Here is an 11,148-nt window from a genome sequence, read left to right on the forward strand (position 1 = left end):
AAACGCCCGGTTACATTCCGAACCCGGAAGCTAAGCCTCACAGCGCCGATGGTACTGCAGGGGGGACCCTGTGGGAGAGTAGGACGCCGCCGAACTCCTTTTAGAGCTCTGGCTCTTGGGCAACAAGCCCAAGAGCCAGAGCTTTTTTGCGTTGAGGTAGGGTCAGGGAGCAAAGTTGGCTCGTTTCCCATCACAGGAGGCCCCCGGGTGGAGGTCCAGGAGACGCGTGTCCAGACGGACCGGGTCCTCACCATCCCGAACATCCTCAGCATGGCGCGTCTCGTCGGCGTACCCGTCTTCCTGTGGTTGATCCTCAGGCCCGAGTTCGGCGGGCCCAAGAGCGACGGCTGGGCGCTGCTGGTGCTCCTCTTCAGCGGCGTCAGCGACTACCTGGACGGCAAGCTCGCCCGGCGCTGGAACCAGATCAGCAGCCTCGGCCGGCTTCTCGACCCGGCCGCGGACCGGCTCTACGTCCTGTCGACGCTGGTCGGACTCACCTGGCGGGAGATCCTGCCGCTCTGGCTGACGGCCGCGCTACTGCTGCGTGAACTGATGCTGCTGGTGATGGTGGGGATCCTCAGGCGCCACGGCTATCCGCCGCCACAGGTGAACTTCCTCGGTAAGGCCGCGACGTTCAATCTGATGTACGCGTTCCCGCTCCTGTTGCTCAGTGACGGAAGCGGTTGGATCTCGTCACTCGCTGCTATTTTCGGATGGGCGTTCGCCGGTTGGGGTACAACGCTCTACTGGTGGGCAGGAGTGCTCTACGTGGTGCAGGTCCGTCGCCTGGTTCGCGCGGACGCCACAGCCGATTGAGCTCGGCGATTGTCCGGACGTAGTGGCCCTCGATTGCTCTCGATGGCCCACGGCGGAAAAGTGCGGGACAATCTGGACGGGTGAAGTCGGCTAGACCGTCATCTCTTAGAGGAGGACGCTTCCGACATGAAGGCCGTCGTGATGGCCGGTGGCGAAGGCACACGCCTTCGCCCCATGACCTCAAGCATGCCCAAGCCGCTCCTTCCGGTGGTGAACCGCCCGATCATGGAGCATGTGCTACGGCTGCTCAAAAGGCATGGGCTCACCGAGACCGTCGTCACCGTGCAGTTCCTGGCATCGCTGGTCAAGAACTACTTCGGGGACGGCGAGGAGCTCGGAATGGAGCTCACCTATGCCAACGAGGAGAAGCCACTCGGTACCGCCGGAAGCGTCAAGAACGCCGAAGAGGCGTTGAAGGACGATGCTTTCCTGGTCATCTCCGGCGATGCGCTGACCGACTTCGACCTCACCGAGCTGATCAACTTCCACAAGGCGAAGGGCGCGCTCGTCACGGTGTGTCTGACGCGAGTGCCCAATCCCCTGGAATTCGGCATCACCATCGTCGACGAAGAGGGGAAGGTCGAGCGCTTCCTGGAGAAGCCGACCTGGGGGCAGGTCTTCTCCGACACGGTGAACACGGGCATCTATGTCATGGAGCCCGAAGTATTCAACTATGTAGAGGCCGATGTTCCGGTCGACTGGTCCGGCGATGTCTTCCCGCAATTGATGAAGGAAGGCAAACCGATCTACGGCTATATCGCCGAGGGCTACTGGGAGGACGTCGGGACGCACGAGTCGTATGTGAAGGCGCAGGCCGACGTCCTGGAGGGCAAGGTCGACGTCGACATCGACGGCTTCGAGATATCCCCGGGCGTCTGGGTGGCGGAGGGCGCCGAGGTGCACGCCGACGCCGAACTGCGCGGGCCGCTGTACATCGGTGACTACGCCAAGGTCGAGGCCGGCGCGGAAATCCGTGAGCACACCGTCGTCGGATCCAATGTCGTGGTGAAGAGCGGGGCCTTCCTGCACCGGGCCGTCGTCCACGACAACGTGTACGTCGGGCAGCACAGCAATCTTCGGGGCTGTGTCGTCGGGAAGAACACCGACATCATGCGGGCCGCCCGGATCGAGGACGGGGCGGTCATCGGGGACGAGTGCCTGATCGGTGAAGAATCGATCGTTCAGGGCAACGTCCGGGTCTATCCGTTCAAGACCATCGAGGCCGGCGCGTTCGTCAACACGTCGGTGATCTGGGAGTCCCGGGGGCAGGCGCATCTGTTCGGCGCTCGTGGTGTGTCCGGCATTCTGAACGTGGAGATCACCCCGGAGCTGGCCGTACGGCTCGCCGGCGCGTATGCGACCACTCTGAAGAAGGGGTCCACCGTCACGACGGCCCGTGATCACTCCCGTGGTGCCCGTGCGCTCAAGCGGGCGGTCATCTCGGCGCTCCAGGCCAGCGCCATCGACGTACGGGACCTGGAGAACGTACCGCTGCCCGTGGCGCGGCAGCAGACCGCGCGGGGCAGTGCCGGCGGCATCATGATCAGGACCTCGCCAGGGGTGCCCGACTCCGTCGACATCATGTTCTTCGACGGGCAGGGCGCGGACCTCTCGCAGGCCAGCCAGCGCAAGCTGGACCGGATCTTCGCGCGACAGGAGTACCGCCGCGCGTTCCCGGGCGAGATCGGCGACCTCTACTTCCCGGCCAGCGTCTTCGACTCGTACACGGGTTCGCTGCTGCGGAACGTCGACACGACCGGGATCGCCGACGCGGGCCTGAAGGTCGTCGTGGACGCCTCCAACGGCAGCGCCGGGCTCGTCCTGCCCAGCCTGCTCGGCAAACTCGGAGTGGACTCGCTGACCATCAATCCCGGCCTGAACGAGGCCAGGCCCACGGAGACGGCCGACCAGCGGCGGTCGGGCCTGGTGCGGCTCGGTGAGATCGTGGCCTCCTCCGGGGCCGCGTTCGGCGTACGGTTCGACCCGGTCGGCGAGCGGCTGTCCCTGGTGGACGAGAAGGGCCGCATCATCGAGGACGACCGGGCGCTGCTGGTCATGCTCGACCTGGTCGCCGCCGAGCGGCGCAGCGGTCGGGTGGCGCTTCCGGTCACCACGACCCGGATCGCCGAGCAGGTGGCCGCGTACCACGGCACCCAGGTCGAGTGGACGACCACCTCTCCCGACGACCTCACGCGCGTGGGGCGTGAGGAGGGCACCATCTTCGGCGGTGACGGAAAGGGCGGGTTCATCGTCCCCGAGTTCAGCAGTGTGTACGACGGTACGGCCGCCTTCGTACGACTGATCGGTCTGGTGGCGCGGACACAGCTCACGCTCAGCCAGATCGACGCCCGGATCCCGCGGGCGCACGTCCTCAAGCGGGACCTGGCGACCCCGTGGGCTGTCAAGGGGCTGGTCATGCGGCGTGTCGTCGAGGCGGCCGGTGATCGCTTCGTCGACACGACCGACGGTGTGCGGGTCGTGGAGACCGATGGACGCTGGGTGATGGTGTTGCCCGACCCGGCCGAGGCGGTCACCCATCTGTGGGCCGAGGGGCCCGACGACGCCTCCGCGCAGGCCCTGTTGGACGAGTGGTCGGCGATCGTGGACAGCGCCGGACGGTAGAAGACACTGCACGCGTGCGTGCCGGACAGGTGTCCCCCAGGGGGCCCGTCCGGCACGCCGGTGGGGCCATTCGGAGGTACTGGCCGCGACGTGCGACGATGTGCGGCATGCCGCAGCAACCCCCCGTTCGGAGCAGCGCCACCCGGCCGCAGCGCCCGGACGCCTCCATGTCGTTGATCACCAACGTCATGGACCACAGCCTCGACGACGGGTACGCCGAGGCGGCCGCCCGTAAGCGGGCTCAGGGGCAGGACGGCGGCATGCCGAAGACCCTCCGGGCCAAGCTGGGGCTCGCCGGCGGTCTGGTGCTCGCAGCCCTGGTGGTGACCCTGGGAGCGGCGCAGGCGCATGTGACAGCGCCGGTCGTGGCCAAGGAGCGCCAGGAGCTCATCGACCGTATCGACCGGGAGACCGCGGCCGCCGACAAGCTCGAGACGAATGTCGACAAGCTGCGTGACGACGTCGGCGACCGCCAGCGCGCGGCGCTGAAGGAGAGCGGCGGCAGCGGGCAGGTGGACCTGATGGGCGTCCTGTCGGGTGCCACGGCGGTGCACGGCCCGGGTGTGAAACTGGTGGTGAACGACGCCAAGGAGGCATCCTCCGGCGGCGACGCCAGCAATCCCCGGGAGACCTCCGGGTTCTCCGACACCGGCCGGGTCCGCGACCACGATATGCAGCGTGTCGTGAACGGGCTGTGGGGTTCCGGCGCCGAGGCGATCTCCATCAACGGGCAGCGGCTGACCGCCCTGTCCGCGATCAGGGCGGCGGGAGACGCGATACTGGTCGACAACAGGCCGCTGGTACCGCCGTACACGGTGCTGGCGGTGGGGGACGGGGCAAAGCTCGGTTCCAGGTTCCAGGACAGTCCGGACGGGCTGTACCTGCACGCACTGGAGCAGAACTTCGACATCAGGGCGACGATCTCCACGGAGAGTGACGTCCAGTTGCCCGCCGCACCGAGCGTGATCGTACGTACGGCGGAGCCGTACACCGAGAAGACTGAGAAGGGCACATCGTGATCGCCGTACTTGGCCTCGTCGTGGGCGTCGTGGCCGGACTTTTGGTCCGTCCTGAGGTTCCGGCGGTCGTCGAGCCGTATCTGCCGATCGCCGTCGTCGCGGCGCTCGACGCCGTCTTCGGCGGTCTGCGAGCCATGCTCGACGGGATCTTCGACGACAAGGTCTTCGTGGTGTCGTTCCTGTCGAACGTGGTGGTGGCCGCGCTGATCGTCTTCCTGGGCGACAAGTTGGGCGTGGGCTCGCAGCTGTCGACGGGGGTCGTGGTGGTCCTCGGTATCCGTATCTTCTCCAACGCCGCGGCGATCCGGCGGCACGTCTTCCGGGCGTGAGCGGCATGAACGAGAACGAGAACAGCGAGAACGGCCGCGAGCACGAGAAGCGGCCGGAGAGCCCGCTGCGCAAGGAACTGCCGGACGAGGTGCCCGCCGTGGCGCCGGCGCCCGAACCCGTTGCCGGGCCCGATCCGGAGGCCGGCCTGACCGGTCGCAGGCGACTGGTCCAGGGGCTGTGGCCGCCGCGGGTCAGCCGCGCCCAACTGATCGTCGCCGTGCTGCTGTTCGGGCTCGGATTCGGTCTCGCCGTCCAGGTGGCGTCGAACAGTGACAGCGACAGCGCGCTGCGCGGGGCCCGCCAGGAAGATCTTGTGCGCATCCTCGATGAACTGGACGACCGTACTCAGCGTCTTGAGGACGAGAAGACAGGACTGGAGAAGCAGCGCCAGGAGTTGCAGAGCAGCTCCGACCAGGCGGCGGAGGCCCGCAGACAGACGGCCGAGAAGGAGCGGCAACTCGGCATTCTGGCGGGCACCGTGGCGGCGCAGGGTCCTGGCATCACGATGACGGTCGACGACCCGAAGGGGACGGTGCAGGCGGACATGCTGCTCGACGCGATCCAGGAGCTGCGCGCGGCCGGCGCGGAGGCGATCCAGGTCAACGGGGTGCGGGTGATCGCCGGTACCTACCTGGCGGACTCCGGGAAGAGTGTGAGCGTCGACGGGAACAAGATCACCCAGCCCTTCGTTTTCAAGGTGATCGGCAAGCCGCAGGACCTCGAACCGGCCCTCAACATCCCCGGAGGCGTGGTGCAGACCCTGGAGAAGGAACAGGCGACTGTGTCCGTCGAGCGGTCGGCCAAGATCGTCGTGGATGCCTTGCGACCGGCGAAGCAGCCTGACTACGCTCGGTCGTCCTCACAGTGAACCGGCGGTGCATGGCGGACGTCCGGCGAGGGCATGAGGATGCGGGGGGTCGGCGCACCGGGGAGCCGGTGCGTGGTGGAAACTGTCTGGTGGATACGGACGTTGTGTGGTTGTCCGGGTCGGCCGGTTTGTTCAGTCAGGGTTCGTCCTGCCCCACGGGCGGGTCTGTTTCGGTCAAGGGGAATCGCCCGTGAAGTTGTTTGCGAAGTTGTTCGGCAAGAGCGCGCGAGAAGGCAGCGACAACGCGACCGCTCGCCATCGTGCACAGCCCGACGAGGAGGGCCGGCGCCCGCTGTTCCGGGATCAGGTGGCTGGTCCGGGGGGTGACATTTCGGGAGGTCAGGGCGCGCCGTCAGTTGACCCGTCCCAGTCCGGCGGCATAGGTTTCGGGCAACCGTCAACCTCAGGTGCGGGTGGAGGGTTCGCCTCCGGCCCGTACGCGTCCAACGCCCCGGCGGGGCAGCCGCGGCAGGAGGATCCGTCGATGTCGGCCCTGGTTTGTACGAGGTGCGGTAACCGCAACGCGGAGAACGCCCGCTTCTGTTCCAACTGTGGTGCCCCGCTGCGTGCGGGTGCCGTCCCCGAGCGTGCGGCGGAGACGACTTCCACGATCTCGATCTCCGGCCTGGAGGCCTACGACGCCGAGGTCACCGGCCAGACCCAGGTGCCGGCGCTCTCGCCCGAGGCCCAGGCGGCCGTCGACGCGCTGCCGGTGGGCTCGGCCCTGCTGGTCGTGCGGCGTGGCCCGAACTCGGGCAGCCGCTTCCTGCTGGACAGCGACCTGACCACGGCCGGGCGTCACCCGCAGAGTGACATCTTCCTGGACGACGTGACGGTCTCGCGTCGGCACGTGGAGTTCCGCCGTCAGCCTGACGGTTCGTTCACGGTGGCCGACGTGGGCAGCCTCAACGGCACGTACGTCAACCGGGAGCGCATCGACCAGGTCGCTCTGTCGAACGGTGACGAGGTCCAGATCGGCAAGTACCGGCTGGTCTTCTACGCGAGCCGGCAGGGCATCTGACCCTCCGGACCTCGTCCGGGGGATCCCAGGGAAGAAGGTCCATGCTGCACACACCGAGCGGCGGTGCCGGTCACGGCACCGCCGCCACGGAGACCGGGCTGATGAGTATCGGCACGGTACTGAACGTGCTGCGCGACGAGTTCCCCGAAGTCACCATCTCCAAGATCCGCTTCCTGGAGTCGGAGGGGCTCATCGAGCCGCGCCGCACCCCTTCCGGGTACCGCAAGTTCGGTGCCGGGGACGTGGAGCGGCTCGGACACGTCCTGAGAATGCAGCGGGACCACTATCTGCCGCTCAAGGTCATCCGGGAGTACCTGGACGCCATGGAGCGCGGTGAGGCCGTACAGCTGCCCGTACTGGGCCGGCAGCGGGACGGCGAGGCCGTACAGCTGGGCCCCGAGCCGCCCACCGTGGCGCGGATCGGGCGGGACGAGCTGCTCGCGGCCGCCGGGATCGACGAGAGCTGTCTCAAGGAGTGGGAGTCGTACGGGCTGATCGCTCCCCTGGAGGACGGCGTGTACGACGCCGAGACGGTCACGGTGGCCACGCTCGTGGCCGAGCTGGGCCGGTTCGGGATCGAGCCGCGCCATCTGCGGGTGATGAAGGCCGCGGCCGATCGTGAGGCGGGCCTGGTGGACCAGGTGGTGGCCCCGCTCAAACGTCACCGCAACCCGCAGACCAGAGCCCATGCGGAGGCCCGTGCGAAGGAGCTGGCGGTGCTCACGGTGAGACTGCACGCCGCGCTGGTGCAGACCGCGCTCGGGGTGCGGCTGCCGTGACCGTCGTGACGGGCCCCGGGCCGAGGCCGGATCGGGCGCGCGTTTTTGACCCGACTACCCAAACGTCCCGGGCACGGCCTAGGGTTGCTGTGTGAACGAGCTCGATGTCGTAGGTGTCCGGGTGGAAATGCCCTCCAACCAACCGATCGTGCTCCTGCGCGAAGTGGGAGGCGACCGCTACCTCCCCATCTGGATCGGGCCGGGGGAGGCGACGGCGATCGCTTTCGCCCAGCAGGGCATGGCCCCCGCGCGACCGCTGACCCACGACCTGTTCAAGGACGTGCTGGAGGCCGTCGGTCAGGAGCTCACCGAAGTACGCATCACGGACCTGCGTGAAGGCGTCTTCTACGCGGAGCTGGTGTTCGCCAGCGGCGTCGAGGTGAGCGCCCGTCCGTCCGACGCGATAGCGCTGGCGCTGCGCACCGGAACGCCGATCTACGGCAGTGACACGGTGCTGGACGACGCGGGCATCGCGATCCCGGACGAGCAGGAGGACGAGGTGGAGAAGTTCCGCGAGTTCCTCGACCAGATCTCGCCCGAGGACTTCGGCACCAGCAGCCAGTGAGGACAGAGCGGCCCGTCATCCGCCGGAAGGCAGGTGGCGGGCCGGTTCACGGCTGGGCGCGGCCGAAAGTCATGGGCAATTGCCAGCGGCCATTGAGAGCGTCCTACGGCTTCCCGCCAGAGCATTCGGCTAGCCTTTCCCCGCGGTGGAGCACGGGAAACCACTCCTAGGGTGATTATCACTCGGCGTGCCGAGTGTGGCGATCGTTGACGCGCCCCTGGTGACTGCCTACCGTCGAGAAGGCAGGTCAAGGACGGAGGTCGGCGTGAGAAGCAGCGGCGACGGTACGGCTGGGGGTGCCCCGGGACGAGGTCTCGGGGAGAGCGGTCCGTACGCGCTTCACGGCAGCGCGGCCGGTCGCACCCCGCAGCGGCCGGCGGCAGTGCCGAGCGGCGGAGGGGCGGCGTCCATGGCGACCGAGGAGATCGGCTACCGGGGGCCCACGGCCTGTGCGGCGGCCGGCATCACCTATCGGCAGCTCGACTACTGGGCCCGCACCGGTCTGGTCGAGCCCAGCGTGCGGCCCGCCTACGGGTCGGGTACGCAGCGGCTGTACAGCTTCCGGGACGTGGTCGTCCTGAAGATCGTCAAGCGGTTCCTTGACACCGGGGTGTCCCTCCAGAACATCCGTACCGCCGTCCAGCACCTGAGGGAACGCGGTTTCAGCGATCTGGAGCGCATGACCCTCATGAGCGACGGCGCCACGGTCTACGAGTGCACCTCGCCGGACGAGGTACACGCCCTGCTCCAGGGCGGCCAGGGCATCTTCGGTATCGCGGTCGGAGTGGTCTGGCGGGACGTGGAAAGCGCGCTCTCCCAGCTGCACGGCGAGCGCGTGGACACCGGGGAGACGCTCGTCGGGCACAACCCCGCCGACGAGCTGGCCCGGCGGCGCAACCGGGCGGTCTGAACTCCTGGCCCGAAGGCCCTCGGCCCGATGACCATCGTGACAACGCCCCGGCACGCAACCGTGCCGGGGCGTTGTCAGTGCTGTGGTGCAGCATCGGACATGTGAGAAACGCGCCCACGATCCTGCATCTCGACATGGATGCCTTCTTCGCCTCGGTGGAGCAGGCGTCCAAGCCGAGTCTGCGCGGGAAGGCCGTGATCGTGGGCGGGCTCGGACCACGCGGCGTGGTGGCCACCGCGTCGTACGAGGCCCGGGTGTTCGGGGTGCACTCCGCGATGCCGATGGCCCAGGCACGCAGGCTGGCGCCGAACGCCGCGTATCTCGTGCCGCGCTTCGGGCTGTACCGGTTGATCAGCGAGCAGGTGATGGGGCTGCTGCGCGCGCTGTCGCCGCTGGTGGAGCCGCTGAGCCTGGACGAGGCGTTCGTGGATCTGGAGGCCGCCGGGGCGGCCTGGGACGGGCCGTCGGCGCGATCGGTGGGGGAGAGGCTGCGCGCGGACATACGGGCCGTCACGGCGCTCTCCGGGTCCGTCGGGCTCGCCGCCTCCAAGATGCTCGCGAAGATCGCCTCCGAGCAGGCCAAGCCGGACGGTCTGGTGCTGATCGAGCCGGGTACGGAGCGGGCGATGCTGGGGCCGATGCCGGTGCGGACGCTGCCGGGGGTGGGGCCGGCGACGGGGGACCATCTGCGGCGGGCCGGCATCACCACCGTCGAGGAGATCGCCGAGGCGGGCGAGGACGAGCTGGTGCGGCTGCTGGGCAAGGCGCACGGACATGGGCTGTACGCGATGGCGCTGGCGCACGACGAGCGGCCCGTGGTGGCCGAGCGCGAGACCAAGTCGGTGTCCGTCGAGGACACGTACGACGTGGACATCCACGACCGGGTGCGGGTGGGGCTGGAGGTGCAGCGGCTGGCCGACCGGTGTGTACGGCGGCTGCGGGAGGCCGGACTGTCGGGACGCACGATCGTGCTGAAGGTGCGGCGGTACGACTTCTCGACGCTGACCCGTTCGGAGACGCTCAGAGGGCCCACCGATGACCCGGCGGTGGTGCGGGAGGCGGCAGCACGGTTGCTGGACTCGGTGGACACGACGGGGGGTGTGCGGTTGCTGGGGGTAGGGGTGTCGGGGCTGGCCGACTACACGCAGGAGGACCTGTTCGCGCAGGCGGCGGCCGAAGAGGGGACGGACGGCCTGGCGGAGGAGGCCGTCCCCGAGCCCGTCGCCGAGCAGGAGGAGGCCGCCGAGCGGCGCTGGCGTGCGGGACACGATGTGCGGCATACCGAGTACGGACACGGATGGGTGCAGGGGAGCGGCCTGGGCAGGGTGACGGTGCGCTTCGAGACGCCGGGGTCGCCGGTGCCGGGGAGGGTGCGGACGTTCCGGGTCGACGACCCCGAACTGGAGCCGGCGGATCCGTTGCCGCTGGTGCCGGGAGGACAGCGGGTGCCGTGAGCGGGGCACTCATCCGCAGGCGTCCGACGGCCTGGCGCCCCCTTCGGCGCTCACGCCCCCGCGTCCTCCGTTCCCGCCAGCTTGCCGAAGTCGTGGTCCGGGTGGTCCGGGGGCGGGGCGGTCGTGTCCAGGCCGTAGTGGTGGTAGAGCTGGAGTTCCTGCTCCGGGGACAGATGGCGGCCGACGCCGAAGTCGGGCGCGTCTTTGATCAGAGCGCGGTCGAAGGGGACCTGGAGGGTGCCCTCGACCAGTTCGCTGGGCTCCAGGGGCACGAAGGCGTCCCGGGAGAACAGGCCGGTGCGTATGGCCGCCCACTCCGGCACTCCGGTCGCGTCGTCGAGGTACACCTCGTCGATCGTGCCGATCTTCGTGCCGTTGCGGTCGAACGCCTTGCGGCCGATCAGGTTGCGCGGATCGATGTCGGTCTGCACGGGCCCTCCACTTGGTCGCAACTCATCCGTAAGCACTACAAAAGAGCACATTCAAGGAGGCGGCCACTCGAAGGCCCGTGCGTTGCCCTCGCTGGTAGGCTGGCAAGCGGCTGCTGACCCCGTGCGGGAGAGTCCTCCGGGCAACCGGAGGCGCCGAAGGAGCAAATCCTCCCCGGAATCTCTCAGGCCCACGTACCGCATGGACGAGGTCACTCTGGAAAGCAGGGCGGGTGTCGACGGTGTCCGCCCTCACCGACGGTGAAAGCCGGAGCCTTCGGGTATCCGGTGAAGCTCTCAGGTTGAGATGACAGAGGGGGAGGCCGTCGGGGTACC

The 11,148-nt window shown here is 68.5% G+C and carries 11 protein-coding genes, 1 rRNA gene and 1 riboswitch; of the genes, 11 read left to right on the top strand and 1 reads right to left on the bottom strand.

Annotation, left to right across the window (positions count from 1 at the left end; translation table 11 throughout):
• The 11 genes from rrf to ACIRR9_RS32995 all read left to right on the top strand — a co-directional run.
• Positions 1–95: ribosomal RNA gene (gene rrf / locus ACIRR9_RS32945) — 5S ribosomal RNA — on the top strand; the annotation flags it as partial.
• Positions 96–207: 112 nt separating this feature from the next.
• A complete protein-coding gene (locus tag ACIRR9_RS32950; RefSeq protein WP_123978636.1) occupies positions 208–816 on the top strand; it encodes a CDP-alcohol phosphatidyltransferase family protein in 609 nt (202 codons plus the stop codon).
• 126 nt (positions 817–942) lie between these two features.
• A complete protein-coding gene (locus tag ACIRR9_RS32955; RefSeq protein ID WP_403759375.1) occupies positions 943–3,438 on the top strand; it encodes a sugar phosphate nucleotidyltransferase in 2,496 nt (831 codons plus the stop codon).
• Between the two features lie 107 nt (positions 3,439–3,545).
• Positions 3,546–4,457, top strand: a complete 912-nt coding sequence (locus ACIRR9_RS32960; protein WP_365343650.1) for a DUF881 domain-containing protein — start codon at positions 3,546–3,548, stop codon at positions 4,455–4,457.
• Complete coding sequence (locus tag ACIRR9_RS32965; RefSeq protein ID WP_046727248.1) at positions 4,454–4,786, top strand: small basic family protein; 333 nt, start codon at positions 4,454–4,456, stop codon at positions 4,784–4,786. The genes ACIRR9_RS32960 and ACIRR9_RS32965 overlap by 4 nt, the downstream gene beginning before the upstream one ends.
• 5 nt (positions 4,787–4,791) lie before the next feature.
• Positions 4,792–5,655, top strand: a complete 864-nt coding sequence (locus tag ACIRR9_RS32970; protein WP_403759379.1) for a DUF881 domain-containing protein — start codon at positions 4,792–4,794, stop codon at positions 5,653–5,655.
• A 190-nt stretch (positions 5,656–5,845) separates the two neighbouring features.
• Entirely contained in the window at positions 5,846–6,676 is an 831-nt protein-coding gene (locus ACIRR9_RS32975) for an FHA domain-containing protein (RefSeq protein WP_403759382.1), read from the top strand.
• Between the two features lie 41 nt (positions 6,677–6,717).
• On the top strand, positions 6,718–7,455 hold the full coding sequence (locus tag ACIRR9_RS32980) for a MerR family transcriptional regulator (protein ID WP_403759384.1): 738 nt from the start codon (positions 6,718–6,720) through the stop codon (positions 7,453–7,455).
• Positions 7,456–7,546: 91 nt separating this feature from the next.
• Entirely contained in the window at positions 7,547–8,020 is a 474-nt protein-coding gene (locus ACIRR9_RS32985; protein ID WP_026253112.1) for a bifunctional nuclease family protein, read from the top strand.
• Between the two features lie 265 nt (positions 8,021–8,285).
• A complete protein-coding gene (locus ACIRR9_RS32990; RefSeq protein WP_123978642.1) occupies positions 8,286–8,930 on the top strand; it encodes a MerR family transcriptional regulator in 645 nt (214 codons plus the stop codon).
• A 101-nt stretch (positions 8,931–9,031) separates the two neighbouring features.
• Positions 9,032–10,384: a DNA polymerase IV gene (locus ACIRR9_RS32995; protein ID WP_403759387.1), complete on the top strand. Its 1,353-nt coding sequence runs from the start codon at positions 9,032–9,034 to the stop codon at positions 10,382–10,384.
• A gap of 50 nt (positions 10,385–10,434) precedes the next feature.
• Here ACIRR9_RS32995 and ACIRR9_RS33000 read toward each other — a convergent pair whose 3' ends face one another.
• Positions 10,435–10,815 carry a PRC-barrel domain-containing protein gene (locus ACIRR9_RS33000; RefSeq protein WP_365343644.1) on the bottom strand — a complete coding sequence of 127 codons (381 nt, stop codon included), beginning with the start codon at positions 10,813–10,815 and terminating at the stop codon, positions 10,435–10,437.
• 114 nt (positions 10,816–10,929) lie between these two features.
• Positions 10,930–11,023: riboswitch (glycine riboswitch) on the top strand.
• Positions 11,024–11,148 lie beyond the last annotated feature (125 nt).

Source organism: Streptomyces sp. NPDC101234 (assembly GCF_044767525.1).
GTDB lineage: Bacteria > Actinomycetota > Actinomycetes > Streptomycetales > Streptomycetaceae > Streptomyces > Streptomyces sasae.

Excerpts from the sequence above, each read along its gene's own strand:
- ACIRR9_RS32955 (WP_403759375.1), top strand. The coding sequence starts at position 943 with ATGAAGGCCGTCGTGATGGCCGGTGGCGAAGGCACACGCCTTCGCCCC.
- ACIRR9_RS32960 (WP_365343650.1), top strand. The coding sequence starts at position 3,546 with ATGCCGCAGCAACCCCCCGTTCGGAGCAGCGCCACCCGGCCGCAGCGC.
- ACIRR9_RS32970 (WP_403759379.1), top strand. The coding sequence starts at position 4,792 with ATGAACGAGAACGAGAACAGCGAGAACGGCCGCGAGCACGAGAAGCGG.
- ACIRR9_RS32980 (WP_403759384.1), top strand. The coding sequence starts at position 6,718 with ATGCTGCACACACCGAGCGGCGGTGCCGGTCACGGCACCGCCGCCACG.